This is a genomic window from Rhodothermales bacterium (genome assembly GCA_017643395.1).
GTDB lineage: Bacteria > Bacteroidota > Rhodothermia > Rhodothermales > UBA10348 > JABDJZ01.
The window spans coordinates 1-26,382 of the sequence record JAEPNP010000005.1 but is presented as its reverse complement, the minus strand read 5'-3'; the positions used below and the strand labels follow the sequence as shown (position 1 = coordinate 26,382).

Sequence of the window (26,382 nt, the reverse complement as noted above, 5' to 3'; positions counted from 1 at the left end):
CAGGCCTCAGCCGCGGGGCAGAACCGGCTCCGCAACCGCTGCGAGTTCGGCCAGCATCATGGCCGTGGCACCCCAGATTACGTACTCGTCGTGTCGGAACGCGGGCACCTGGCGGCTGAGGCGGGGCATGTCCACGAGCTCACGGGGTCCGTCGACAAACCGCGCCAGCGGCACGGAGAAGGCCGAGGCCACCTCGCCGGGTTCAAGTCGCAGCGGGGGCAGGGCTTCTATCCAGCCGACAAACGGGTAGACGCAGAAGCCGCTCGGCGGCACAAAGAGCGGCGTCAGGGCCCCGAGTGGCGCAATGGTCTCTGGTCGCACGCCGATCTCCTCCCAGGTCTCGCGGAGTGCAGCATCCCGTCTCGATTCCTCTCCCTCCCGGCGGCCCCCCGGAAATGCCACCTGGCCGGCATGTTTCTTCAGGTGTCCTGGCCGTTCGATCAGCACCACACACGGTCCCCCTTCAGACGCGTGCAGCAGGGCGAGCACACCGGCTTCCCGGCACGGGTTGTTGTCCAGGTCATCAATTCGAGGCCTCCCGCGGGGAGACATGACAAGCTGGGCATCGGGTCCGGGCAGCCGCTGAGACAGTCGGTCCTGGAGCAGGTCCGGGAAATGCATCAGAGCGTATCGCCCGCCAACTCGTACCGTGCTTCACTCTCCACCAGCACGGTGTACGTGCGGGTCCTGCGCCGGAACTGGAAGGAACCGTCAGATCGGCTCCACACGGGGAGGTCCGCGCTGCCCTCTCTGCGGAATCCCACCTCGACCGCGAGGGTGCCGCGATCTCCGGCGCGCACGACGCCGCGAAGGTGCACCAGGCGCCCCGATGCCGCGTCGAAATCCCACGTAATGTGGTCGACGGTGGTGTCCTCCTTTGCAACAGTGTGAATCCGAACTACCTGGATGCCCTCGTACGTCTCCATGGAGGGATCGCCGATGGGCTCCAGCAGGTCGACCAGAGTGTGGGGCGCCAGCAGCGCGTCGGCCGCGCGCTCAAGATCCGACCGTATCGGTCGCCTCGGGCGCCGTTGCGGATCCTCACCGCTGTTCAGGTCGATGTCTCGATCCCCGACGCGCATGGCTTCCATCCTGCGCTCTGCGCGTCCTTGCATGACCTGCAGTCGCATTCCGGACACGATGCGCCATGTACGTTTGCCGCGGGCCGTCTCCGTGATCAACTCCGAGGTCTCGCGCATGGGGAGCGCACCCACCGACTGTGCCGCCGCCGTCTGGCCCGTTCGCCAGGCGACGAGCGTGTTTTCCATGGTCTGTCCGTCAACCGGACGAACCGTTCCAACGACGAATGCACACACAACCGCCATACCAAGCCGGCGGCCGCCTGTCGTATACTTTCGTCGCGGAGTCATGGAGTAAAGATCGGCATCCCGCGCCCCGTTTGTACCGGTAGACGCAAGGTCATGGCAGACATTCTGTTGGTGGAAGATGACGCAGAACTGGCTGAATTGGTTCTGCGAAGACTTGAAGACGCGAGCTATCGCGTGCGTCACGCGGCCGATGGACAGTCTGCCCTCGACCTGGTGGCAGATTCCCTTCCCGACGTGGTGCTGCTGGACCTGATGTTGCCGAGAGTGGACGGACTGGAGGTGTGCCGCAGGCTGCGAGCCGCCCATCCGGCGCTCTACATCATTATGCTCACCGCCAAGTCCAGTGAGATCGACCGCGTCGTGGGGCTGGAGGTGGGAGCGGATGACTACGTCACGAAACCGTTCAGCCTGGAAGAGCTGGTCGCCCGGATTCGCGCCGCCATGCGCCGGGTGGCGGTGACCACCGAGAGCGGGACGTCCGAGAAGGCCATTCGTATCGGGGAGCTGGAACTGGATCCGATGCGCCGTGAGGTCAGAGTGGGCGGAACCCTGGTGCACCTGACCGTCCGGGAGTTCGACCTGCTGCACTTTCTGGCGCGCCAGCCCGACAGGCCGTTCACGCGGCTACAGCTGCTGGCAGATGTGTGGGACATCCACTACGAGGGCTATGACCGCACGGTAGATTCGCATGTGCAGCGCCTGAGGGCCAAAATCGAGGAGGATCCAGCCCGTCCACGGTATGTGCGCACGGTGTGGGGTGTGGGCTACAAGTTGTCCAGGGAGGACGCTCGCTGATGGAGCCGCCGGAGACCTTGTCCGGCACGGGCACATCGCCGCCGGAGACCTTGTCCGGCACGGGCACATCGCCGCCGGCCAGCGGCCTTACTGAGCCGGGCACGCGACCCCGGGAGGAATCGCCCGGGCTGGGCTGGCGAGGCTCGGTGTTCTGGCGGGTGGCCGCCGTCCTGGTATTTGTGCAGCTGGCCGCGGTGGCAGTGTCGTTCGGGCTATCGGCTTTTGCCGCGAACGACAGCGCGCTGGACCTGGCGGCAGAGGGCGTGCGCTTGCGGCTGGATGCAGTGGCCGAGGAGCTGGAGCTGCGGGCAGACTGGGACGGCAGCGGCCTGGCCGATTTGCCCGGTCCGCTGGTTCTGGATCTGTCGTCGCGGTTTCCTGACCCCCTGATCGTGACCGATGCCAACGGTCTGCCGTTGCTGATCGCACGCCCGGACGGCACCTACGAGACGGGCGCTCTGGATATCACGATGCCGGACGACCTCGCCGCGACGCTCGACTCCGGAGTTATCGTCACCTCCCGCCAGGAGGGTTGGATGGCAGCACCCGTGTACGACGATGTCGGTTTTCTGGCCGGTGGACTCGTCATCGAGCCCATCGCCAATTCCCTGGACCGGGAGCTCGAACCGGCCCGAGCGGCGCTTCTCCAGGCCCTTCTGATTTCGGCGGGGGTGGTGCTGCTCCTTGCCCTGGCGCTTGCCGCGACGGTAACGCTGCGCCTGGTGCGTCCCCTGCGGTTTATGACCCGCCAGGTGGAGGCCATCGGCGAGGGTGATTATTCGAGACGGGTCGATTACCAGGGCACCGATGAGTTTGGCGTGCTGGCGGAGACCATCAACGACATGGCCGACCACGTTTCCCACAGCATCGAGCGGCTCCGCGAGACCGACCGCATGCGCCGCGAACTGGTGGCCAACGTGGGTCATGACCTGCGCACTCCGCTCACGGCCATGGCCGGACGTGTGGATGAGGCGGGACGCATGTTTTCCGAGGGGCGTGAAGAGGAGGCGCTGCAACAGCTGGAAGGCGCGCGCAGACAGGCGGCCTATCTGTCGCGCCTGGTGGAAGACCTGTTTGAACTCAGTGTGCTGGATTCTCCAAGTCCTCCACTCAGGAGAGAGCCTATTCCTGTTGCGGAGTTGGTTTACGAGGCTGCCGAGCAGTACCGCGACCCGCTAGCAGCGCGGGGCGTGGGTCTGGGCGTTGACGTGCATCCCGAAACGCCCATTGTTCATGGCGATGGGGTCCGACTGCTCCGCGTTCTGAACAATCTGCTCTCCAATGCCGATCGGCACACGCCGGACGGTGGCGTGATTTCCATAGAGGCCGTGCCGACCGACGACGGCGGCGTGGAAATTCGGGTTACAGACACGGGCCCCGGGCTCGATGGAGCCCAACTCAAACACCTGTTTGAGCGGTACTATCGCGGAACGGACGCCCGCACCAGGATGAGCAGCGGCACGGGGCTTGGACTGGCAATTTCCAAGGCCGCCGTGCAGGCGCATGGCGGAGACCTCATCGGCAGCAATCGGGAAGGGCTGCCCGGCGCCCTCTTCGTCATCCGGATTCCGACAGGCGACTGACTCAGGCAGAGGGTCCGGATCGGCGATCGCGAGCCGCGCAAACGCGCCGTGCACGGCACAAAAAAGGGCCCGCTCCTTTCGGAACGGGCCCCCCGCGTCTCCCTGAGTGGAGGAGAAGGATTCTTCCCCCAGGAGGATCAATGCACGAGAACTAGGAAATCTGAATACGACGCGGTTTGCTTTCCTCTGATTTCGGAATGCTCACGGTGAGCACGCCGTCCTCGTAGGTCGCAGCAATGTTTTTGTCGACGATCGTGCGCGGCAGCGCGAACGTGCGGGAGAAGCTTCCCCAGCGCCGTTCGCTGCGCAGATGCACATCGTTCTCCAGGCGCTCCGGCATGCGGCGCTCGCCACTGACCGTGAGTGCACCGTCATGGAAATCGAGTGAGATGTCGCTCTTCTCCATCCCCGGTGCGTCCATGCGGATCTCATAGCTGTCCTCGCGCTCGATGAAGTCGATGCGCGGGGCCCAGCTCACCGAGCCGTTGTCAGTCTGGAGAGTGGGGAAGAACGTGTCGAACAGGCGGTCGAACTCGTTCTGAAACGTGCGCGAGTCGACCGTCGGCGAGAAGCGGACGAGTTTGGTCATGGGTGTGCGCAAAATGGTTGTTGGTGATGATTTGAAATCTGTTGCCCGAAGGCATCATCACCAGATACAACCCCTGTGCCACTCCATGAAAACAGCCAAATTGGCGCATTTAGGCCGATTTGGTTGTCAAAATGTCAATCGACTCCGTAATCCTGACAGTCGCCGAAAATGAGGAGTGACCGTGCGCCTGACAGAATTGTCAGCCCACCTGACGAGCCGGCAGGATGGTGCCCTCGGCCTCCCCAAACCCGATTCGATATCCGTCTCCCTGCGCCACCCCGCGCATGATGACCGAGTCTCCGTCCAGCAGGAACTTGCGCTCGGACCCGTCGGGCATTGCGATGGGTTTGGTGCCGCGCCAGCTCAGTTCGAGCATGCTGCCGAAGCTTTCCGGCTCGGGTCCCGAGATCGTACCTGAGGCCATCAGGTCCCCCGGACGCACGTTGCAGCCGTTGACGGTGTGATGGGCCAGCTGCTGCGCCATCGACCAGTAGAGGTGGCGCATGTTCGAGCGGCACACGGTGTGGTAGGCTTTCATGCCTTCCCCTCGGATTGCAACTTCCAGATCCACGTTCACAAGGCCCAGCGGGTCATTGCGCAAGTAGGCCAGGGGCTCCGGGTCCTGCGGCTCCGGCTCGACGAGGAAAGGCTCCAGCGCGTCCATGGGCACGACCCACGGCGAGATGGTCGTCGCGAAACTCTTCGCCAGAAACGGACCCAGCGGCACATACTCCCATTTCTGGATATCGCGCGCGCTCCAATCGTTGACGAGCACAATGCCGAAGATGTGCTCGCGAGCGGTCGAGATGTCGATTGGACTACCGAGCGGGTTGCCCGGGCCGGTGAAGAACCCCACCTCGAGCTCGAAATCGAGCAAACGGCTTGGTCCGAAAACGGGGGGACCGTCTCCCGGTTTGGTCTGGCCCACCGGCCGCCGCACGGGGGTGCCACTGACAACGACCGAGCTTGCACGGCCGTGATAGCCTACCGGAAGGTGCAGCCAATTCGGGAGGAGGGCGTTGTCGGGGTCACGGAACATGGTACCCACGTTCGTCGCGTGCTGGCGGGACGAGTAGAAGTCCGTGTAGTCCCCGATCTCGGACGGCATCTCCATGCGCACATCGTCGTGCCTGTGGAAGGCGCGGGAACGCAGTGCCGGGTCGTCGCGCAGGACTGCCGTGTGTTCGTCGAACAGCTCCTGCAGTCGTTTGCGTACCGCCCGCCAGACGTCGTGCCCGGCCGCCATGAAACGGTTCAGCGAAGGCGAGTCAAACGCGCGGCGCGCATCGAAGTCACGCACATGAAAGAGGCCGGCGTTGGCCAGTGCGGCAAGGTCCACCACAAAATCGCCGAGGGCGACGCCTACGCGGGCCGTTTGACCCTGCGGCCGGAAGACTCCGTACGGCAGGTTTTGAATGGGGAAATCGTGGTCACTGGGAATGTCCAGGAACGAGCGCTGCATAGATAAATCAGACTGAGTCAGGGGCTCCGAACCAGGCAGCCTCATTGAGGTCGTCTACCGGTTCCTTGAAACTGCAGCTTCCGTACGCGTTTCCGAGCACCGAAACACTGCGAAGTTGTTGGGCGGAGGCTTCCAGATCCCGCCAGCGCACGCCGCCTTCTGCAAGAGAAAACGCGTTCGGATCGGTTTCCCCGACGATGTGCTCCATGGTCTCCAGGTCCACGTTCAGCACAACGTCCAGGGCGTAGGCCACGAACACGTTGAGGAAGCCATGCATGATGAACGGGCCCCGTTGGTGCCGGACGGGGTGGTGCAGGCCGGCCGTCGCCTTGAACGGCAGCGAAAACTCCCGGCACCAGTGGAGGAAGCGGGCTACGGACGCCACCGAGGGGAATGCATCTGCCTCGGTGCCGCCGCAACGAATCTTGACCCCCAGCTTCGTGCGGCCCGAAACGCGCGCCGTCATGACGGCCTCGAGGCAACTGCGCAGATCGGCCCGCCCGGGGTCCCATTCCAGGTACGCCATGCGGCGACCGGCAGCCTGATGCGTGTCAGCCAGGGCACCGGCATCCAGTCGGTCTGCAACCCGGGCCTCGAAGACTTCAACGGAAGCGCTTCCGGAAAAGCCGCGTTCAAAGCCATCACTGGTTTGCACTGCGTGGGCTATGCGCTTGCCGATGGATGCGCCGCCCGCCGGGAGAACAGACAGACGCAAGGGCGAGGAGTCCGGAAAAAGGCCGCCGAACGGCTTCAACTCCGCGAGGCGGGTCTCAGGGCAGATAAAGCGCCCCAACATCCACGCCTCAGGGTCCGCCAGGTGTGCGTGATACTCGCGCACGGCGGGCTCCATGTCGAGCCGGGCCGGCGGAAACAGGCCGGCGTAGTCGATCAGATTGTTGAGCAGAACGTGGCGCATGCGTAGGCAGGGGATCCTCTTCTGGCGCATCGCGGGTACCGGGTCAAACCACGGGACCGCGCGGGCCGCGAGGATACGAAACCAATTTGAGAACTCTGGATTAACTATTGGTGGTCGGCAGAAGCCGCTTTACCTTCCGAAGCTGGTTTTTTGGGCCGCAATCGCTGCTCAGAGGACTGCTCCCCACCTCGAAAGACGCATAATATCACCATCTGAACCCCCGACATGAAGCGCATTCCCGCCCTTCTCTGCATCGTACTCGGTGGACTTCTCCTCATGGGTGCGGACGGCTGCTCCAGCGACCCGAATGTGGAAGGAGCCAAGCTCGATCTGCGCAACAAGGACTATGATCGAGCCCTCCAGAACCTGGAAACGGCCCTAAGCAACAACCCGGACAATGCCGAAGCTCTGGAGCTCAAAGGTCGCGTTCTCACCGAGAAGGCGTTCGAGACCGAAGATCCGGCCGAGCACGCCGCTCTGATTCAGGAAATGGTCGCAGCCTTTGACCGGGCCGTCGAAATCGACCCGCTTCTCCTGGAGACCGTGCAGCGCAACAAGGCCATTGCCTATGTGCGCGAGTTCGAGCGGGGGATCCAGGCCTTCAACAGGGGCGCGAATGACGCCTCGGAGTTCGAAGCGTCTGCGCTCTACTTCGGTACCGCTGCGGTTATCCAGCCAGACTCGGCAGATGCCTACACCAATCAGGCCTACGCCTTCCTCAACGGCGGCATGGAAACCTCCGCTGCCGAACCGTTCGAGATGGCCATCGAGCTTGGCGATACGGATGTGGAGAGCTTCCGTTTTCTGTCTCGCATCTACCTGAACAACGACCGTGCAGCTGAAGCTGTGACCACGCTCGAGACGGCCGCCGAGCTGTACCCCGAGAACATCGACGTACAGGCCGAGCTGCTCAACGCCTATCAGTTGGCGGGTCAGACGGATCGTGCTCTGGACACGTACGCGCGTGCGGTTGCGGACAGCCCGGACAACAAGCTGTTCCGCTACAACTACGGCTCGTTGCTGGTGTCGGTTGAGCGCTATGACGACGCCATCGAGCAGCTGAGCGCGGCCGTAGCCCTGGACGCCGAATACGCCAACGCCCAGTACAACCTCGGCGCTGCGTACATCAACAAGGCGGTGGCGGTCAACGACCAGATCAACACCAAGGATGACGAGCTGCGGGAGAACCGCTCCAGTCTTTCCTCAGACGAGATCGCGACCCGCGAGGCCGAGATCGACGCACTCGCTGAGGAACGCCGAAGCCTGTTTGCCGCTGCCATCGCTCCGCTGGAGGCCGCCCGCACACTGGTTGAATCCGAAGGCGAAGACGCCACGGCCATTTGCCTGGCCCTGTTCCAGTCCTACGTGCAGAACAACATGCTGGACCAGGCCGAGGAAGTATCTGAGTGTGCCGGAACGAACGATTCCTGATCACTCGGTGACCACTATCAGAAAAGGCCCGGGTTCGCTGAATCCGGGCCTTTTCCGTTTTTGATCGACATGAGCAACGAGAACCGCCGATTCGGCACCCTGGCCGTGCATGCCGGCCAACACCCGGACCCCTCCACGGGGGCCGTCATGCCACCCATCTACCAGACGTCCACGTACGCCCAGTCGGCGCCGGGCGAGCACCAGGGCCATGAATATGCCCGGGTGACCAATCCCACTCGGAGCGCGCTCGAGGGCAACCTGGCCGCGCTGGAGGGTGCCGCACACGGCATTGCCTTCTCGTCCGGAGTTGCTGCGACCGACGCCATCATTCGATGCCTGCGGCCCGGTGACCACGTGGTCGCCTCAAACGATCTCTACGGGGGCACCTACCGGCTCATGCGCCAGGTCTTTGGGCCGTTCGGCATAGCGTCCAGTTTCGTCGACATGCGGGATGCCGCGGTGGTCGAAGCGGCGCTCAGACCCGAGACGAAGCTGCTCTGGGTCGAGACGCCCACCAACCCCCTCGTTCGCCTGGTCGACATCGAGGCCATGGTCGCCCTGGCCAGATCCCGAGGCATCACCGTGGCTGTCGACAACACGTTCGCCACGCCGTATCTGCAGCAGCCGCTGATGCAGGGTGCCGACCTGGTCGTGCACTCCACCACCAAGTACCTGGGTGGTCATTCCGACGTGGTGGGCGGCGCGGTGTGCACGAACAGCGACGCGTGGGCCGACAAGCTGCGTTTCCTGATCAAGAGCGCCGGTGCCGTTCCAGGACCCATGGACTGCTTCCTGGCCGTGCGCGGCACCAAGACACTGCACCTGCGCATGCAGCGCCATTGTTCAAATGCCCAACGAATCGCGGAATACCTGGAGGGCCACGCTTCGGTGGGGCCGGTCTACTACCCGGGGCTGCCGAGCCATCCGCAGCATGAACTGGCCCGTCGGCAGATGCGGGACTTCGGCGGCATGTTGAGCTTCCTCCTGAAGGACACCTCGATGGATGCCGCCCTGAAGGTGCTCTCCGGTACCAACGTCTTCACGCTGGCCGAGAGTCTCGGCGGCGTGGAAAGCCTCATCAATCATCCGGCGACGATGACCCACGCGTCCATTCCGCGAGAGGAGCGTATTGCGGCGGGCCTTGAGGACAGTCTGATCCGGTTGTCGGTCGGGGTCGAAGACATCGACGATCTGCTGGAGGATCTGGAACAGGCGCTCCGGTAGCACCCCGGCGCTAAAATCGGGCTTCAAGCCCTGCGAACCAGTCGACAGACCGCACCGTGCTTGCGCCATAGGGGGTGGTAAACACCTGAAGCGAGACTCCGATCGACGAGACGGGATAAGCGGTCGCGCCCAACCCTGTCTTGATGTAGCGCTGGTGCGTCGGCACCGGATTCTGCGGGTCGAACTCTGTAGCCGGAGCCTGATTGGACAGTGTGGCGAAGAGAAGTGCCTGCAGCAGCACCGGCCCCAGGTTCGCCCCGCCTTCGGCGTGCAACAGCCACTCGTTTCCGTACTCGGGCAGGGGGGCATCGCCCGAGGACAGCGCACGATAACCCGATCGTAGCCTGTAGCCCAAGCCCGCCTGCGCATACCCCGGGAAGGGCCACAGGCTGGCTCCGTAGTGCAGCATCGCATCGACATCTGCTTGCCCACTGCCCAGAGCGGGCATTTCATCCCGGCTGTAGGCCAGCGGAATGCGAACGGACGTATTGAGGGCCAGACGATGGGGTCCGCGCCTCCAAAGACCCTGGCGCCACCCCAGGGCCACTTGCTGGAAGCCGGATGCGCCGCGTTCAACAGGCACCTCGGTGCCCGGCAGGCCGGAGGATGCCTGCGGATGCGGTGTGCGCACGAGCATGTCCTTGAAGGCGAGCTGCACGACCAGCGTGCCGTTGCCGGTCACCCCGTATTCGGCATACAGGTACCGGGACCGGTCCTCAAACCCGTTGGCCTCCAGGCCTGCCGCGTACGGGGCCCTGGTGCCGTCCTCGCGGTACTGCTCTGTGGCGCCGGTCCACTGACTGCTGACCTTGACGTAGGCGCTCCCGGCGGATTGAGTCCAGGCTTGCCCTGAGGCCGCGCCGGTGAACGCGCAGAGCGTGCACGCCAACGCCCAGCGGCGCACGACCGCCTACCAGCCGGCCAGCTCGCGAGCCGCCGTCAGCACGTCGTCGTCATTGGGCAGCAGCGCGCGCTCCAGCGGGTCGGCAAAAGCGATCGGGGCAAACTTGCCTGCCACCCGGCGCACCGGGGCATCCAGATCACCAAAGGCCTTGTCGGCCAGCTGGGCAGCGATTTCCGCTCCGAAGCCCAGGAACTCGTGATCCTCATAGAGCACCAGGGCCCGGTTGGTCTTGCGGACCGAGTTCAGCACGGTGTCCATGTCCAGCGGCATGATAGTGCGCAGATCGATGATTTCGACCGAAACCCCTTCATTGTCCAACTGACGGGCAGCATTGACGGCCTTCGCTACCATGGCACCATAGGTGACGATGGTCAGGTCCGAGCCTTCCCGCGTGATTGCTGCCTTGCCGAACGGAAGCAGGTAGTCTGCATCGGGCTCCGGTCTCCGCGCGGAGGCAGCGCGGTAAAGCGCCTTGTGCTCCATGAACAGCACGGGATCCTGCCCACGAATGGCCGTCTTGAGCAAACCCTTGGCGTCGGCCGCGTTGGACGGCAGGGCAACCAGGAGGCCGGGCATATGCCCAAAGAACGCCTCGATGTTCTGCGAATGGCAGAGTCCGCCATGGATGTAGCCGCCGACGGGTACGCGGATGACCATGGGGCAGCCCCAGGTCCCATTGGACCGATAGCGGTACGAGGCCACCTGGTTGCGGATCTGCTGCAGGGCAGGCCAGATGTAGTCGCCGAACTGGATTTCCACGACCGGCATGTAGCCCTTCGAGGCGAACCCGACGGCGGTGCCGATGATGGAGGCTTCGGCCAAGGGCGAGTTGAAGCACCGGTCGCGACCAAACTTGGAGGTCAGGTCACGGGTAGCGGTGAACACCCCACCTTTGCCCCCGGCGACATCCTCGCCGTAGACCAGCATGCGGTCGTTGCGCTCCATCTCCTCATGCAGCGCATGATTGATCGCATCGACCATCACCACCGGCTCACCGGCCGGGGTGGAGGCCTCATACTCCAGGCCGTCGTCGCCCTCGAAGTAGACGTGCTTCAGCGCAGTATCAGACTCCGGGTCGGGTTGTTTGGCCGCCCACGCTGCTGCGGCGTCAACGGTCTTGGCCACCTCGGCACGGATCGACTTGATTTCTGCAGCCTCCAGAATTCCGGCGTCCAGCAGCGTCTGCTCAAACCGTGAAATGGGATCCTGCGTCTTTTCCTGATCCAGTTCTTCCGGCGTGCGGTACTTGGTGTGGTTGTCCGAGGAGGAGTGGGGGAGCAGCCGCACCGTGTCTGCTACCAGGCAGACCGGACCTTCTCCCGCGCGCAGACTCTCGATGGCGGCCTTCGCGACGGCGTACGTGGCGAAGAAGTCCGTGCCATCCACGCGAACGCGCTTCAGACCCTCGTATCCACGGGCCAACTTGAATGCCGTGCCGCCTGCGGTTTGCTCGGATACCGGGACGGAGATGGCGTACTTGTTGTCCTGCACCACAAACAGCACCGGCGCCTTGGAGCGGGCTGCCCAGTTCAGTGCTTCGTGAAAGTCGCCCTGGCTGGTTGCCCCGTCGCCGCACGAGACATAGCAAAATGCGTCGCTGCCGTCCTTCTGGAGGGCCAGGGCGACGCCTACGCCCGGAAGGAACTGGGCACCGACCGAGGAGGACACGGGAAGAATGTTGCGCTCAGGCCAGGAGTAGTGCTCGGCCATCTGGCGGCCGCCCGAATTCGGATCGTCGGCCTTGGCCATGTGGTGCAGGAGCACATCCTTTTCGGTGGCTCCGAGCCCCAGGTACATCGACAGGTCCCGGTAGTACAGGCTGAACCAGTCATGTCCCGGCCGGCACAGGCTGCTGATCGCGGCCTGGGCGGCCTCATGCCCGGCACACCCGATGTGGAAGAAGCCTTTGCCCTGCTTCAGCAGGGTCAGCATCTTTTCGTCCAGGCGCCGGGAAGTGAGCATGCGGCGGTACACGCCGAGCAGGTCCTCGCGGTCGAAGTCACCCGGTTTGGCGGGAGCTACGTTGAAGTCGCCCTCGAAATTCGGAACTACTGCGTCCGGTACATGGACCGCAGCGGCACCATCCCCTCCTGGAAGCGCTTCCGATGTCTTTCTCTTCTTCTGGGCGGCTCTAGGCATAAACGGCAGATTTACGTGTCCGAAAATGTCGCATGAGGCTTGGGGGCACCGGCCGTCCTGCCGGGCACGCTGAGTGCCTCTGCTGCCCGGGCCCAACGCATGGTCGCACCTCTACGGCAGCAATTCAAGTCTACGCGCAATCGGGCCTGCAGGTTTGGGCGCCGCCAGTGAATTGAGCTTCACGAACCGGCCCGGGTCTACGCTTCCTCCTCCTGGGATACGTAGGGCAGTTCGAACCAGAAGCGTGTGCTGCGGCCGGCCGTGGATTCTACGTGCACCGGTTCGCCGTGCGCATGCAGAATCTGCTTGACGATGCTCAGGCCCAGCCCGGTTCCGCCGGACTTGCGCGACCGGTCGGGGTCCACCCGGTAGAACCGCTCAAAGATGTGTTCCAGGTGGTCCTCGGGGATGCCACGCCCCGTATCGACCACTTCTATGCGCACCTTGTCCAGGTGCCGGCGGAAGCGACACCGCACGGTGCCCTCATCCGAGTAGGCGATCGCGTTGTCGACCAGATTGATGAGTACCTGGCGGATGCGGGCTCGGTCTGCGCGCACAAAATGACGCGGGTTGCTGGCAATGAGCTCCAGGCCCTTTTCGTGGGCCTTGGGCGCCAGTTGCTCGGCGATTTCGTCCACCAGCTCCTGCAGATCGAACGGCTCTGTGCGGATGAGGTCTTCGCGGTACTCGAGCCGGGCAATCTCGATCAGGTCGTTGAACAGATTGTTCAGCCGCTCCAGGTTGGTGAGGCCCTTCTCCGCGTAGAACTTGCGCTGCTGGTCTGTGAGGGAGGCCGACGCCAGCGCTTCCAGGTAGCCGCCCACCGAGAAGATCGGGTTACGAACCTCATGGGAGACGTTGCCGATGAACTCATTCTGCAGGGCGGCCATGCGCTTGAGCTCGACGATCTGGTCCCGGTAGGTCTCCGTCATCTTGTTGAGACTGTCTGCCAGGTCCTGGAACTCCGAAGCGCGGGAGTCCACAAGAATCGGCTCGTCCAGGTCGCCTTCGCTGATGGACCGTGCGCTGCGCCGAATGGACTCCAGGGGCTGCGTGACGCGTTTCGCAGCAATCCAACTACCGAGCAGGGTCAGGATGAGTGCCATCACCATCGCCACGATGAGGGCGGCCCGCATGCGTTCCAGGAGGATGATCAGCGGAGGGCGGATCTGGCCCACGCGCACAATCATGCCGGATGCAGGCCGGTGCATCGCGGCGAACAACATGGACTGGGAGCCTTCGATCCGCTGCTCGTAGCGGGCCTCGCCATCGGTCAGTCCGGCTACCTCCGGGGCGGTAAGCACGCCGGAGACTTCCACCGGACGCCGTCCGTCGTAGTCGATGATCCCGCCATCGGACAGAACGACCGTGATGCGGAGATCGGTGAGACGGGCCACCTCTGCGACCACGCGCTCCCGGTCTTCCGGCGACGCATCTTCCACCCGTTCCGCCATGCGCACGGTCTGCTGGTACAGCGTCTGCCGGATCGTGCTCTGGATTTCAGAGCCGACCACAAACGTGACGTACAGACCCACCGCAACCACGGCGATGCCCACGAACAGCACGAACGTGAGGATCATCCACGTCTGCGTGGAGGCGCGGGACGGGAATACGAGACCGGCCAGCCCGCGGCCGGTGCTCACAGGTGCAGGACCTTCAGCTTCCATTCAGATGGGTTGTCCCGGAGTGGGCTCAGCCCTGAACGGTCTCTTCCTCGACGAACCGGTAGCCGACGCCACGAACCGTCTGGATGTGCTGGGCAAAGGCACCCAGTTTCTCCCGGAGGTTCTTGATGTGGGCGTCCACCGTGCGCTCGGTTACCATCATCGCGTCCTTCCAGATGGTCTCCAGAAGCTGCTGGCGCGTGAACGCCTTGCGCGGGTGACGGACCAGATAGCGAACGAGTTCGAACTCGGTCAGTGTCAGACCCAGGTCCTTGCCGTCGAGAGACGCGCGATACTCGTCTTCGTAGATGGTGAGATTGCGCACCTGCAGCGTGCGGGACTCCTCGATACCTGCGCGACGAAGGACCGCCTTCACGTGGGCCACGATGACCTGCGGCGAGACCGGCTTGGTCAGGTAGGCATCCGCGCCCAGCATGAGGCCACGCACCTGGTCATCCTCTTCGCCTTTCGCGGACAGGAAGATGATTGGAATGGTCTCGGTCTCCACACGGCTGCGGAGGCGGCGGCAGATTTCGTAACCGTCCACGCCCGGAAGCATGATGTCGAGCACAATCAGGTCGACTTCCGGCGTGGCCTTCTCGAGGGCTTCATTGCCCTCATGCGCCACCTGGACATTGAACCCTTCCTGGCGAAGGAAATGGGAAACGACCTCTGCTACGTCTTCTTCGTCGTCGACGACGAGAATGTGCAGCTCGGAAGGGTCGAAAGTGCTGGCCATGATCTCTATATGTAAGTGGCGTGTGGGCCGATTGAAGCGAACAGACTTTGTCTAACGCGCTCGACCGTTTTTGGCGGGCTCCGAAATGTGACGAAGCCGCAAAAAATACGTGACTTCACAATAGGGTTGCAATCACTGGCCTGCGTAGACCCTCGCGACCCTCGAAGAGAGGCCGCAGACCACATCGTACGTGATTGTATTTGCCCAGCCTGCCACGTCGAAGCAGGAGGGACCACCTTCGCCGAACAGCACGACCTCATCGCCCACGTTCACCTCCGCGCCCGGCCCGGCATCCAGCATGCACATGTCCATGCAGATCGTACCGACGATGGGCGCCTGAATACCCCGGACGCCCATCCAGGGACCTCCGGACATGATCCGGGGCACGCCGTCCGCGTAGCCGGCAGCGACGGTGACGATGCGGGTGTCGCGAGGGGCGGTCCAGCGACCGCCGTAGGAAACGGGAGTGCCCCTCGTCACGTCTGCCACCCGAGCCACGCGGCTGGTGACGCGCATCAGTGGTCGAAGCGGCGAATCGCGCTCAAAAAGGCCATATAGCGCGATGCCCGGGCGGACATAATCAGTGCCTTCGAGCACATGCGGGCTGTTGAACAGGGCACCGGTAGCGGAAACATGCTTGAGGCAGTCCAGCGGGCCGCATCGAGTAAGGAAGCCCTGCCAGCGCTCCATCTGGCTGTCCATCTGCGGAGTTCGCACGCCATCGCCCGCCGCCAGATGCGTGAAGACGCCGGCGAGCTCGAGATTCGGCTTTCGCGCGATGCGGGCCACCTGCTCATGGGCGTATTCGGGGACCAGGCCGAGCCGCAGCATGCCGGTATCCACCTGCAGGTGCAGTCGGAGCGCCAGCCGGGAGGCCAGCACCTGCTCCAGCAACTCCTGCGAGGCGACGGTGAGTTCGATGTCGCGGGCTGAGCACACCGCCAGATCGGCTTCGGTGGCGGCACCGAACACCAGAATGCGTTCCTCCAGGCCCGCCTCACGCAGCTGAAGCGCCTCGGGCACGGTAGCCACCGCCAGCACATCCACCCCGTGAGCCACCAGATGACGGGCGATGGGCACCGCGCCGTGCCCGTAGGCATTCGCCTTGACCACCCCCATCACGCGGGCCGACGTTCTCCGCCGGATCTCCTGCAGGTTGTGCGTCAGCGCCTCAAGGTGAACATGGGCACGGACCGGGGCGTGCTGCGGGTCAGATGGCAAGCTGTAGTTGGAGAATGAGGGTGGTGTAAGCGACGCCGTTGGCAGGCTCGACGCGACCTAGCTCGAGTGTGATGCGCTCCTGGTGATAGGGATCTCCCCGACGCGCGGATGGGGAGAAGCTAAACCCCGCCGAATAGTAGCGGGCGTCATCCATGTCCTTGAATCCCAGCGTTTCGCCGCGCGCATACAACTCGCTGCCGCGACTGGCCCTGGCGGCGCCGAGAAGGGAGACGCCCAAAGAGGTCCGCTCACCGCCCGAATCGCTGTTTGCCTCATCCACGGCGATCAGGTCCAGTTTGAACCTGATCGGCTGCGAGCCTGGACGGGCTCCGTAGTACAGGTGCGCGCCGCCGGATACAAATCGGGGAGACGGAGCGTTGCCGGCAGAGCCGTGCGGGTTGTAGCCGGCGAAGACGCCCATTTCGATGCCCTCCAGGCTCGTCGGCCGTACTGAAGCTGCACCGGTAATGGCTAACCGGGCTTCGGTCGTTTGGTTGAGCCGGGGACCTCCGTCGTGCAGGAAAATCTGATACTCGGCGCTGCCCTTGGTCAGGGTTAGATCGACACCTTCGTCCCGGCCGGAATACGTGGATAGCGAACCCCAGTGATTTGCGATGGCCGCGCGCTCCACGCCGTCGATCTGAAACATGCTGGTTCGGATGAGGGACCGCGGTTGGGCGCTGGCCATGCGGCCGGCCCGTATCCTGAGCTGTGGCGAGATGTCATAGAAGGCGAAGAAATCCAGGACACCCACGTCACCGCGTGCGCCATCAATCTGCATGTAGAGACCGGCCCCGCTGTCCATTTCAGCTCGCATGCGGAATCGGGCCCGGCGTACGTGGAAGTCGGCCACCTGTCGTTCCTGCCGGTCGGAATAGCTCGCCCTGATGTGCGTGCCCGCCGAGAAGAAGAACCGGGTGCCATCCCGGCTTTCGGCAGCGCGCTGGGCCTCTGCCGGTTGATCCGCGGCCATGAGGAGGAGAGTCAGCAGGGCGAGGCAAGAACGAAGCATGATCTGTGTGGATTGCATTGCATCAGCGAACTCGGACCCTCAGCGCGAAAGTAACTTCTCACAGCTTCTTGTTCTGTGCAACGATCCCAGCGGTCTCGGGCGTCGTCTGTATGTGCGATCTTGCGGGTTGAACCCACCCAAACCCACCTGTATACACTCCGATGAGCCGTCTGCTCACCCTGTTTGCCCTGCTCTTCCTCGTGACCGCCTGCGCCCAGCCGGAAGCTGAAGCTCCCGCCGAGGCAGCCGCAGACGAACCCATGGAGGAAATGACCGAGGCGCCCGCCGCGCTGCTGAATGCCAATTCCGCGACTGAAGAGGAGCTGGCGACCGCCGTCGGCGCCGATCTGGCCGCTGCCATCGTCGCCGCCCGACCGTTCGACGATGCGACGGGTCTGGAAGCCGTCGTGGAGGCCACCGCTCCCGACAGCGACCGCGCAGAGCTGTATGCCTCCGTGTTCGTGCCCATCGAACTGAACAGTGCAACCAAAGAGGCCATCATGCTCATCCCGGGCATGACTGACCACATGCACCACGAGTTCGAGGAGTACCGTCCGTACGACTCGATGGACCGTTTCTACACCGAAATCGGCAAGTACGTGGACAATACCGAGCTCGAGCGGCTCGCCATGTACGTGGAAATCCGCTAGATCCCATGACCCAGCCTGACCTGCTCATCCGCGGCGGCACCCTGCTGAATCCGGAGACCGGGCGCGAAACCCGCGCCGATGTCCTGATCAGGCAGGGCCGCATCGCACAGATCGGGACCGACATCGATGCTGAGGGTGTCGAGGTCTACGACGCCACGGGCAGGTACGTCTCGCCGGGGTGGATGGACATGCACGTCCACCTCCGCGAGCCGGGTCAGGAGCACAAGGAGACCATCGCCAACGGGTGCAAAGCGGCGGCGTTTGGCGGCTTCACAGCGGTGGCCTGCATGCCGAACACAGAGCCGGCCATTCACACGCGCGATGTGGTCGAGTTCATCATCGAGCGGGGCAACGCGACGCCGGTTGATGTGCACCCGATCGCAGCGGTCTCCATGGATCGTGCGGGCAAGAAGCTCACCGAGATGGGTGACCTTGCCGACGGCGGCGCGGTAGCCTTCAGCGACGACGGCTCCCCCGTGTGGGACGCCGGCATGATGCGCACGGCCCTCGAGTACTCGGCGATGCTCGGCAAGCCGGTGATCAACCATGAGGAGGACCTGACGCTGAATCCGCACGGGCACATGCATGAGGGCGAGGTGTCGGTCCGACTGGGCCTGCCGGGCATTCCGGGCCTCGCGGAGGAGGTGATGATCGCACGCGACATCCTGATCGCCGAGGCGACTGGCGGCCATGTGCATGTGGCGCACATCTCGACGGCTCGCGCGGTCGAACTCGTGCGGGACGGCAAGGCCCGCGGTATCAACGTGACGACGGAGGTCTGCGCCCACCACTTCACACTGACGGACGAAAGTGTGGCCACGTCCGAGTACGACACGCACTACAAGATGCACCCGCCGCTGCGCACCGCCGCGGATGTGGAGGCCATGAAAGAGGGGCTGCGCGACGGCACGATCGACGCCATTTGTACCGACCACGCCCCCCACGCCAGCTTCGAGAAGGAGGTCGAGTTCATTGCCGCGCCGTTCGGCATTCTGGGCCTTGAAACTGCCTGGGGCTTGACCGGACGCGAATTGATTGAGCCCGGCGTGCTGTCCACCGCCGAGGCCGTGCGCAAGCTGACCATCGAGCCGCGCCGCATCCTCGGTCTCGAACAGCCGGTGATAGAGGAGGGCGCCCAAGCCAACCTCACCATCTTCGACGACAGCTCGGAGTGGACGTTTGAAGCCGGTCACATCAAGTCAAAGAGCCGCAATACGCCCTTTGTTGGTGCTGCCATGAAGGGTCGTGCCTGGGCCATCTACAACCGGGGCCGCCTGGTGCGAAACGAGGCATGACCCCCCGGAAACGGGTCGGTGTGTTCTTCGGCGGCGTTTCGCCGGAGCACGAGGTGAGCATCATCTCGGCGCTGCAGGCCATGGCGGCACTCGACACAACACGGTGGGTGCCCGTTCCGGTCTACGTGGGCAAGGACGGCTCCTGGTGGTGCGGTGACGGCCTGCGCAGGACCGAGACGTTCAAGCAGGGCGTGGAAGAGGCGTCCGACGTGACGCGCGTGCGCTTGCTGCCGACGCATGGCGGACGTCTGGTTCTCGAGCAGTCTCACGGGCGATGGGGTCGGCGGCAGGACCCCATCGAAATCGATATCGCCTTGCCCGTGATGCACGGCGGGGCGGGAGAGAACGGCAACCTGCAGGGTCTCTTCGAGACCGCCGGCGTGGCCTATGCAGGAAGCGGGCCCATGGCCGCCGCGCTGGCGATGGACAAGGCTGCGGCCAAGCGCTGGGCAGGGTCGTTCGATGTGCCACAGGTGCCCTTCGCGGTGTTCGACGAGGCAGAGTGGGCCGGATCCGAGGAGCGCATGCTCGATGCTCTGGTTGCCGAGCCCGGATTGCCTTGCATCGTCAAGCCGGCGCGGCTGGGTTCGTCGATCGGCATTTCAAAAGCCGCAACGCGCGAGGAGCTCGACGCAGCGGTCGAAGAGGCCCTGCGCTACGACGGCCTGGTAGTCGTCGAGAAGGCCGTCCAGCAGCTTCGTGAACTGAATTGCAGCGTGCTGGGTCGGCGGGGAGATGCCCGGGCATCTGTGCTGGAGGAGCCTCTCTCCGGCGATGAACTCCTGAGCTTCAAGGACAAGTACATGCGCGGCGACGGCGGCGGGACGGGGGCCAAAGGTGCCAAGACGCCGGCCGCACAGGGCATGGCGTCGCTTGACCGCAAAATCCCGGCGCCCGTCTCGGAGTCCATGACCACTGAAGTGCGCGCCCTGGCGGTGAAGCTGTTCGAGGCGTTTGATTGTCAGGGCGTGGTGCGCATCGACTTCCTGCTGGACGGCTCAGACGGATCGGTGTACTTCAACGAGATCAACACCATGCCTGGATCGCTGAGTTTCTACCTCTGGGAGCCATCCGGTGTGCCGTTTCCCAAGCTGCTCGATCGTGTCCTGGAGCTTGGCCTGGAGCGCCACCGGCAGGCGCAGGGCCGCATCCGGACCTATGACGTCAACCTGCTTTCCGAGCGCGACCTCGGGGGGCTGAAGGGCGCAAAGGGATGATCCGTCTGCTCGGCATTCCGTTCGATGCCGCGTCGAGTTTCATGCAGGGTGCGGCGCAGGGCCCGGCGGCGATCCGGGAGGCGATGCGCAGCCCGAGCGCCAATACGTGGACCGAGGGCGGGCTGGATCTGGCCGCGGCTGCCTGGGATGATGCAGGCGATGTGGTGTTTCCGCAGACGGAAGCGGCGACGGAGGGCCCGGGATGGGCGGCAGGTTCACTTGGAGAGCCTCATCGAGACGCGATCACGGAGCGCGTTGCCCGAGAAGTCGAAGCAGGGAACCGGCTCCTGACACTGGGGGGCGACCACAGCATTACGTATCCCATCATGCGCGCATACGCCAGTGCCTGGCCCGGGCTGACTATCCTGCATCTGGATGCCCATGCGGACCTGTATGACGAGTTCGAGGGTGATCGCTTCTCCCACGCCTGCCCATTCGCGCGCATCATGGAAGGCGGACTGGCGGCCCGGCTGGTGCAAGTGGGCGTGCGCACCATGACGGGGCACCAGGCGGATCAGCGTGACAGATTCGGCGTCGAGACGCAGGAGCTGAAAGACGGACAACCTGCGTGGCCTGCCGTCGAGGGACCGGTTTATGTGTCTCTGGATCTGGACGTGCTCGACCCAGCGTTTGCGCCGGGCGTGTCGCATCATGAACCTGGAGGGCTCAGCACTCGGCAGGTGCTGGATTTGCTGCACGCGGTGCCGGGCACGCTGGTGGGTGCGGATCTGGTTGAGTTGAATCCACGCCGCGACGTAGGCGGGATTTCCGCGATGGCCGCGGCCAGACTGGCCAAGGAGTTGCTGGGGCGGCTGCTTGCGGATGCGTAGGGCGCGGGCGCTCAGAGCCTATCCGTGGGGCAGGTCCTTCGTCGGTGTCGTGATGGCCGCCTTGGTGTTGGCCTCCTGCGGCGGGGAGCCGGCGCCGCTGCGCATCGCGGTTGCTTCCAATTTCCACGAGGCTGCGCGAGAGCTCGCGGTTGGCTTTCCCGGGGCAGAAGTCATTCCGGGCTCGACGGGCAAGCACGTGGCGCAGGTTCTTGCGGGGGCGCCGTACGACGTGCTGCTGGCCGCGGATACCGTGCGGTATCGTGTGCTGGAAGGCCCGCGCCGGATTTATGCGCGTGGCATCCTGGCGGCATGGTCACCGAGCGCTGATGCACGCACCGCGCTCGCATCTCCGGATTCCCGCATCGCCCTCGCCAACCCGGATCTCGCCCCATACGGCACGGCCGCAGAGCAGGCTCTGACGGCGCTCCGAGCCCCGGGCCAGCGGGTGTTCGGCGAAAACGTGGCCCAGGCCTATCAGTTTGCACGTGCAGGGGGTGTTGATGTGGCGCTGGTGAGTTGGGCACAGTTGTCGGCCGGCGAGCGCGCCGCAGCCTGGCGGGTGCCCGACTCGCTCTACTCGCCCATCGTGCAAGGCGCCGTGCTGCTCAGCGACAAGCCGGAGGCGCGCCGGTTCTGGGATTATTTGGCCTCCCCGGACGCCGCGCGTATGATCGAACGCTCCGGATACCTGGCTCCCGAATGAACCCTGACCTGCAGGCCGCCCTGGTCACGCTTCGCCTCGCGCTGGTGACCACGCTCGTGCTGCTCGTGATTGCGACTCCGCTGGCCTGGTGGCTGAGTCGTACGCGTAGCCGGATTCGCCCCGTGGTCGACGCGCTCGTGGCCCTGCCGCTGGTTCTGCCTCCGACGGTGCTCGGTTTCTACCTGCTGCTCCTCCTGGGTGCCCAAGGCCCCTTTGGCGGCGGTCTGGCATTCACATTCTCCGGACTTGTGATCGGCTCTGTGCTGTATTCGATGCCGTTCGTGGTGCAGCCTATCCAGGACGCGTTCCTGCGCGTGGGGCAGGGTCCTCAGGAAGTGGCGGCGACGCTGGGCGCGGGTCCCCTGGACCGGTTCCGGCACGTCGTGCTGCCGCTCGCCCGCCAGGGATTTATCACGGCAGCGGTGCTCGGCTTTGCACATACCGTCGGCGAGTTTGGCGTCGTCCTGATGATCGGCGGGTCCATCCCCGGGGAAACCCGCGTATTGTCGATCGCGATCTATGAGCATGCGGAGAGCCTGGAGTTCGCGCGCGCTCATCTGGTTGCTGGCGGACTCATGGTGGTGTCCTTTGTCATGCTGCTGGCCGTGTACTGGAAGCGGCCAGGGCTCCGCCTGCGCTGATGCTGACCGCCACGGTTTCCCTGGACAGACTGCTTCAGGCGTCCCTCGAGGCACCTGCCGGCATGGTCACGGCGGTCATGGGCCCCTCCGGTGCGGGCAAGACGCTTCTGCTGAGATGCATCGCCGGACTGGAGTCTGCGCGCGGTCGCGTGGCTCTGGAAGAGACTGTCTGGCTCGACAAGGATCAATCGGTGCCTGTGCACGAGCGAGGCGTCGGCATGGTATTTCAGTCTCCCAGGCTGTTCGAGCACCTGGACGTGCGCGGCAACCTGCAGTTTGCAGCCTCCCGGAGACGTAGCACGGGGCCGTCTGTGGAAGAGGCTGCCGATGCCGTTGGTGTCTCCGGCCTCCTGGACCGGAGTGTGCAGCGGCTGTCCGGTGGTGAGGCGCAGCGCGTGGCCATCGCACGGGCCCTGCTCACGGATGCTCGGGTGCTTCTGTTCGATGAGCCGGTCTCTGCCCTGGACCGCGATGCCCGCGCAGAGGTCCTGCAGACCCTGGCGAAAGTGTGCAGTCGCGCTCAGGTGCCGGTGGTCTATGTCACGCATGATCTGGATGAGGTCGCCCGCCTTGCGGACCGACTTGTACTTCTGGAGGATGGACGCACCACGGCGTCCGGCAAGCTGGAAGACATGCTCGTCGGCCCACTGGGGGTGCGGGAGGACGCCGAATCCCTGCTGCGCGGGTCAGCGGTGGCGTGGGACGAACACTATCGCCTGCTGGAGGTGGCGACGGAGGCTGGTTCGGTGAAGGCAGTCTCGGACCCCATCGCCCGTAACCAACCCGTGCGGGTGCGAATACGCGCCCGGGATGTGTCTCTCACGCTGGAACGGCAGTCGATGACCAGCATCCTCAACATTCTGCCGGCGACCGTCATGGATGTGCGTGATCAGGGTGGGGCCCGGGTGTCGGTGAGACTGAGCGTGGGCGACGCTCAAATCGTCGCCCACGTCAGTCACGCGTCCCGGGAGGCCCTGGCGCTGGAGCCCGGGCGGGAGGTGTTTGCTCAGATCAAGAGTGTGGCCGTGCTGGCGTAGCCGCCTTGGGGCTCGGGCGCGTCTGTCGAGGGAGTGCTAGGTTAGCGTCGATTGCCCGATCGGCAAGATTTCTGAAACACGAGCCGCCTCCGTACGTCGGTGCAGGGATGTAATCCGTGGTCCTCATGATGTCCAGAATTCCCCTGGCAGCCTGTTTGCTGCTTGTCGCCTGTGCCCAGGAAGAGGCCGTGTCCGGGCCCGGAACGGTAACGGGCACCATCATTCATCATGCTTCGATGGCGTCTGAGCACGTCGATGCGCGCAATGTGGATGTCTGGCTGCCGCCCGATTACGACAGCACAGATACGCGCTACCCCGTGCTATACATGCACGACGGACAGAACCTGTTCGACCCGGACAAGAGCTACATCGGTGTGGATTGGGGCGTGGACGAGGCGATGACCGCGCTCTTTGAGGAAACCGGCAAGGCGGCCATCGTGGTGGGGGTCTGGAATACGCCGAAACGATTCCCCGAGTACATGCCACGTGGGATGGCCGAGCACTGGAGCGCGGAGCAGCACGATGAGGTCGCCGATTATGGGCCGCTCGAGGACAACGAGTCCGATGAGTACCTCCGGTTTCTGGTCGAGGAGCTCAAGCCCTGGGTGGATGAGCAGTATCGCACACGGCCGGCGCGAGACCAGACCATGGTCATGGGGTCGTCAATGGGCGGGCTTATTTCGCTGTATGCCCTGACCGAGTATCCCGACGTGTTCGGAGCTGCGGGGGCCATCTCCACCCATTGGCCGGCCGCGGAAAACGGGGCGCTGACCTACCTGCGGGAGGCTCTGCCTGAGCCCGGCAACAACCGGATCTGGTTCGACTTCGGTACCGAAACACTGGACGCGCGATATGCGCCGTGGCAGGCGCGCGTGGATGCGCTCATGGAGTCGAGGGGTTGGAGCGAGGCGGACTGGCTGACGCGTGAGTTTGAAGGACATGATCACTCCGAGCGCGCCTGGCAGCGACGCATGCCGGTCGTCCTGGCGTGGCTGCTTGGTCCGGAGATCACGAGTTCGGTCGACGCGGAGCGTCTTATCGCGCACCAGGCCGCGTTGTCCGCGGAGGACATGCAGGGTCGGCAGTTCGGCACCGACGGTGCCGAGCAAGCACGTCGCTACCTGGCGGAGCGTCTTCCCGGCTCCAGCGAGCATGCGTTTTCCCACGCGGGGCGGGACGGAGTGAACCTGCTGCTCACCGTTCCAGGCAGCGAGCCCGGTCGCGGAACGATCGTCATTACTGCGCACTACGACCACATGGGCGTGCAAAGCGGAGATGTCTACAACGGGGCCGACGACAATGCATCAGGCACGGCCGCACTGGTTGAGTTCGCGCGCGTGATCCGTGCCCAGCCGCTGCGGCACGACGTGGTTTTTGCCGCGCTTGACGGAGAGGAGTCCGGTCTGCGCGGAGCGCGTGCGCTGGTGGCGGATGCGCCCTTCGACCTTGAGGAGGTCGTGCTCAATGTGAACATGGACATGATCTCGCGCAGTGACGAGGGATTGCTGTGGGCGGCCGGCACGCACCGATGGCCTGGCCTGCGGGACATCATCGAGCCGGAGGTATCCGGACTTCCCGTGTCGCTTGCGTTCGGGCACGACGGCGCCGACAGTTCCCAGCAGGACTGGACGTCCAGCTCGGACCACGCGCCCTTTCACGAGGCGGGCATCCCGTTTGTCTACTTCGGCGTGGAGGACCACGACGGCTATCACCAGCCTTCAGATGATCTGGAAGACACCACCCCGGCCTTCTTCCTGGAAGCGGTTGAGAGCATCCACCAGTTACTGCGTGTCCTGGACCGGGAGTTGCAAGGACGTGTGCCCCCGCGATGATCAGCGTTGAAGCGCTCTGGCGCTATCCCGTCAAGTCGTGCAAGGGGCATTCCGTGGAGCGGGCTGAGGTCCGCCCTCGCGGGTTTGCGGACGATCGGCGTTGGATGATCGTCGATGCGGACGGCCGGCATTTCACGCAGCGGGAAAGCGGAGCCCTGGCGCTGGTGGAGCCTCGGCTCTCGGGCGATGGGGTGGCGTTCGTGGACGGACCTTCGATCAGTCCTGCAGACCTCGGCGCCGAAGTGGATGTGACCATCTGGGACTATCCCGTGGGTGCGCTGGAGGCGCCGGATGTGGTCAATGCCTGGTTATCCGAGCGCGCGGGTGCCGCGGTACGCCTGGTGTACATGCCCGACTCTTCTCATCGGCGAGTGGACCACGCGTATGGCCGGGACGGTGATGTGGTGAGTTTCGCGGACGGCTATCCGTATCTGATTGCTTCTTTGGCGTCGCTTGAGGATCTGAACCGGCGGCTCCCCGCACCTATCCCGATGCGCCGTTTCCGGCCGAACATTGTGCTCTCGGGTTGCGGCCCGTTCGAGGAGGACACCTGGAAACGCGTCCGTATCGCCGCGCTTGAGTTTGACGTCGTGAAGCCCTGTGCGCGGTGTGTGGTGATTGATACCGATCCGGACACCGGAGAGCGCAGGAAGGGCGTGCTAAAGACGCTGTCCACCTATCGCAGGTGGGACGGCCAGGTCTATTTCGGGCAGAACGCCATCGCACGTGGGCTCGGGGAGGTGCGGGTTGGCGATGAGGTTGAGGTGCTCGCGCGGCGGTAGCGGGCGCGCGGGGTTGGAGTGGTGCTGCGGTGGTCGTGGCTGGTGGCTCGGCGGCCGCGTCCAGCGGGGCGGTGGGGGTCAGGCGGTGCGGGTGAGGCCGGCTGGCGGCGCGGCGACCGATCCGGCGCGGCGGTGCGGGTCAGGCGGTTCGGGTGTGGCGGTGCGGGTGTGGCGGTGCGGGTGAGGCCGGCTTGCGGCGCGGCGACCGATCCGGCGCCGCATGTGGAAAAATGCCCCCATTTTCCACCCATACCCCCAAATTTCGGGCTGGTAGGTGGAATTGGGCCCCGCATTGCACTCCGCTTCCCTGGGAGACTGCAACCCTTTTTGTGTAATTGCTCTCTGAGCGGGTTGCTGCATTAGATCCGGAAGCCCCAGTTGTCGGGGA

24 protein-coding genes are annotated in these 26,382 nt (G+C 64.4%); 13 read left to right on the top strand and 11 right to left on the bottom strand.

The features are described from left to right. Window positions 1-6: 6 nt before the first annotated feature. Both JJ896_14675 and JJ896_14670 read right to left on the bottom strand, forming a co-directional pair. The gene (locus JJ896_14675; protein MBO6780896.1) at window positions 7-621 is read right to left on the bottom strand and encodes a CoA pyrophosphatase; all 615 of its coding nucleotides are present in this window, start codon (window positions 619-621) and stop codon (window positions 7-9) included. Then, the gene (locus JJ896_14670) at window positions 621-1,370 is read right to left on the bottom strand and encodes a hypothetical protein (GenBank protein ID MBO6780895.1); all 750 of its coding nucleotides are present in this window, start codon (window positions 1,368-1,370) and stop codon (window positions 621-623) included. Before JJ896_14670 ends, JJ896_14675 begins: the two co-directional genes overlap by 1 nt. Window positions 1,371-1,421: 51 nt before the next feature. Between JJ896_14670 and JJ896_14665 the strand changes: the two genes are divergently transcribed. Both JJ896_14665 and JJ896_14660 read left to right on the top strand, forming a co-directional pair. Continuing rightward, a complete protein-coding gene (locus tag JJ896_14665) occupies window positions 1,422-2,123 on the top strand; it encodes a response regulator transcription factor (protein ID MBO6780894.1) in 702 nt (233 codons plus the stop codon). Then, on the top strand, window positions 2,123-3,706 hold the full coding sequence (locus tag JJ896_14660; GenBank protein MBO6780893.1) for a HAMP domain-containing histidine kinase: 1,584 nt from the start codon (window positions 2,123-2,125) through the stop codon (window positions 3,704-3,706). Before JJ896_14665 ends, JJ896_14660 begins: the two co-directional genes overlap by 1 nt. 151 nt (window positions 3,707-3,857) lie before the next feature. On the opposite strand, the gene JJ896_14655 is transcribed toward JJ896_14660, so the two are convergent. The 3 genes from JJ896_14655 to JJ896_14645 all read right to left on the bottom strand — a co-directional run bounded on the left by JJ896_14655 (window position 3,858) and on the right by JJ896_14645 (window position 6,673). Then, the gene (locus tag JJ896_14655; protein ID MBO6780892.1) at window positions 3,858-4,295 is read right to left on the bottom strand and encodes an Hsp20/alpha crystallin family protein; all 438 of its coding nucleotides are present in this window, start codon (window positions 4,293-4,295) and stop codon (window positions 3,858-3,860) included. A gap of 199 nt (window positions 4,296-4,494) precedes the next feature. Next, the gene (fahA, locus tag JJ896_14650) at window positions 4,495-5,757 is read right to left on the bottom strand and encodes a fumarylacetoacetase (protein MBO6780891.1); all 1,263 of its coding nucleotides are present in this window, start codon (window positions 5,755-5,757) and stop codon (window positions 4,495-4,497) included. 7 nt (window positions 5,758-5,764) lie between these two features. After that, window positions 5,765-6,673: a hypothetical protein gene (locus tag JJ896_14645; GenBank protein MBO6780890.1), complete on the bottom strand. Its 909-nt coding sequence runs from the start codon at window positions 6,671-6,673 to the stop codon at window positions 5,765-5,767. A 225-nt stretch (window positions 6,674-6,898) separates the two neighbouring features. Between JJ896_14645 and JJ896_14640 the strand changes: the two genes are divergently transcribed. Together JJ896_14640 and JJ896_14635 are read left to right on the top strand one after the other, a co-directional pair. Next, complete coding sequence (locus JJ896_14640) at window positions 6,899-8,104, top strand: tetratricopeptide repeat protein (protein ID MBO6780889.1); 1,206 nt, start codon at window positions 6,899-6,901, stop codon at window positions 8,102-8,104. Window positions 8,105-8,173: 69 nt separating this feature from the next. Beyond that, on the top strand, window positions 8,174-9,328 hold the full coding sequence (locus tag JJ896_14635; protein ID MBO6780888.1) for a cystathionine gamma-synthase: 1,155 nt from the start codon (window positions 8,174-8,176) through the stop codon (window positions 9,326-9,328). Window positions 9,329-9,338: 10 nt separating this feature from the next. On the opposite strand, the gene JJ896_14630 is transcribed toward JJ896_14635, so the two are convergent. The 6 genes from JJ896_14630 to JJ896_14605 form a co-directional block, all read right to left on the bottom strand. Beyond that, entirely contained in the window at window positions 9,339-10,232 is an 894-nt protein-coding gene (locus JJ896_14630; GenBank protein MBO6780887.1) for a hypothetical protein, read from the bottom strand. A 6-nt stretch (window positions 10,233-10,238) separates the two neighbouring features. Beyond that, window positions 10,239-12,371 (bottom strand): dehydrogenase E1 component subunit alpha/beta, encoded by a 2,133-nt coding sequence (locus JJ896_14625; protein ID MBO6780886.1) that lies wholly within the window; start codon window positions 12,369-12,371, stop codon window positions 10,239-10,241. A 197-nt stretch (window positions 12,372-12,568) separates the two neighbouring features. Beyond that, on the bottom strand, window positions 12,569-14,014 hold the full coding sequence (locus tag JJ896_14620; GenBank protein MBO6780885.1) for a HAMP domain-containing histidine kinase: 1,446 nt from the start codon (window positions 14,012-14,014) through the stop codon (window positions 12,569-12,571). 49 nt (window positions 14,015-14,063) lie between these two features. Further along, window positions 14,064-14,774, bottom strand: a complete 711-nt coding sequence (locus JJ896_14615; GenBank protein MBO6780884.1) for a response regulator transcription factor — start codon at window positions 14,772-14,774, stop codon at window positions 14,064-14,066. Window positions 14,775-14,906: 132 nt separating this feature from the next. Beyond that, complete coding sequence (gene alr / locus JJ896_14610) at window positions 14,907-15,995, bottom strand: alanine racemase (GenBank protein ID MBO6780883.1); 1,089 nt, start codon at window positions 15,993-15,995, stop codon at window positions 14,907-14,909. Then, window positions 15,985-17,007 carry a hypothetical protein gene (locus JJ896_14605; protein MBO6780882.1) on the bottom strand — a complete coding sequence of 341 codons (1,023 nt, stop codon included), beginning with the start codon at window positions 17,005-17,007 and terminating at the stop codon, window positions 15,985-15,987. Before JJ896_14605 ends, alr begins: the two co-directional genes overlap by 11 nt. Window positions 17,008-17,168: 161 nt before the next feature. Between JJ896_14605 and JJ896_14600 the strand changes: the two genes are divergently transcribed. The 9 genes from JJ896_14600 to JJ896_14560 all read left to right on the top strand — a co-directional run bounded on the left by JJ896_14600 (window position 17,169) and on the right by JJ896_14560 (window position 25,994). Further along, window positions 17,169-17,657, top strand: a complete 489-nt coding sequence (locus JJ896_14600; protein MBO6780881.1) for a hypothetical protein — start codon at window positions 17,169-17,171, stop codon at window positions 17,655-17,657. A 5-nt stretch (window positions 17,658-17,662) separates the two neighbouring features. Next, window positions 17,663-18,952 carry a dihydroorotase gene (locus JJ896_14595; GenBank protein MBO6780880.1) on the top strand — a complete coding sequence of 430 codons (1,290 nt, stop codon included), beginning with the start codon at window positions 17,663-17,665 and terminating at the stop codon, window positions 18,950-18,952. Continuing rightward, window positions 18,949-20,169, top strand: coding sequence for a D-alanine--D-alanine ligase (locus JJ896_14590; protein ID MBO6780879.1), 1,221 nt, complete (start codon window positions 18,949-18,951; stop codon window positions 20,167-20,169). The genes JJ896_14595 and JJ896_14590 overlap by 4 nt, the downstream gene beginning before the upstream one ends. After that, entirely contained in the window at window positions 20,166-20,999 is an 834-nt protein-coding gene (gene speB, locus JJ896_14585; protein ID MBO6780878.1) for an agmatinase, read from the top strand. The genes JJ896_14590 and speB overlap by 4 nt, the downstream gene beginning before the upstream one ends. 52 nt (window positions 21,000-21,051) lie before the next feature. Continuing rightward, entirely contained in the window at window positions 21,052-21,702 is a 651-nt protein-coding gene (modA, locus tag JJ896_14580; protein MBO6780877.1) for a molybdate ABC transporter substrate-binding protein, read from the top strand. Then, window positions 21,699-22,343: a molybdate ABC transporter permease subunit gene (modB, locus tag JJ896_14575; protein MBO6780876.1), complete on the top strand. Its 645-nt coding sequence runs from the start codon at window positions 21,699-21,701 to the stop codon at window positions 22,341-22,343. Before modA ends, modB begins: the two co-directional genes overlap by 4 nt. Continuing rightward, a complete protein-coding gene (modC, locus tag JJ896_14570; protein ID MBO6780875.1) occupies window positions 22,343-23,380 on the top strand; it encodes a molybdenum ABC transporter ATP-binding protein in 1,038 nt (345 codons plus the stop codon). Before modB ends, modC begins: the two co-directional genes overlap by 1 nt. Window positions 23,381-23,508: 128 nt before the next feature. After that, window positions 23,509-25,212 carry a M28 family peptidase gene (locus tag JJ896_14565; GenBank protein ID MBO6780874.1) on the top strand — a complete coding sequence of 568 codons (1,704 nt, stop codon included), beginning with the start codon at window positions 23,509-23,511 and terminating at the stop codon, window positions 25,210-25,212. Continuing rightward, window positions 25,209-25,994, top strand: coding sequence for an MOSC domain-containing protein (locus JJ896_14560; protein ID MBO6780873.1), 786 nt, complete (start codon window positions 25,209-25,211; stop codon window positions 25,992-25,994). Before JJ896_14565 ends, JJ896_14560 begins: the two co-directional genes overlap by 4 nt. The last annotated feature ends 388 nt before the right edge of the window (window positions 25,995-26,382 follow it).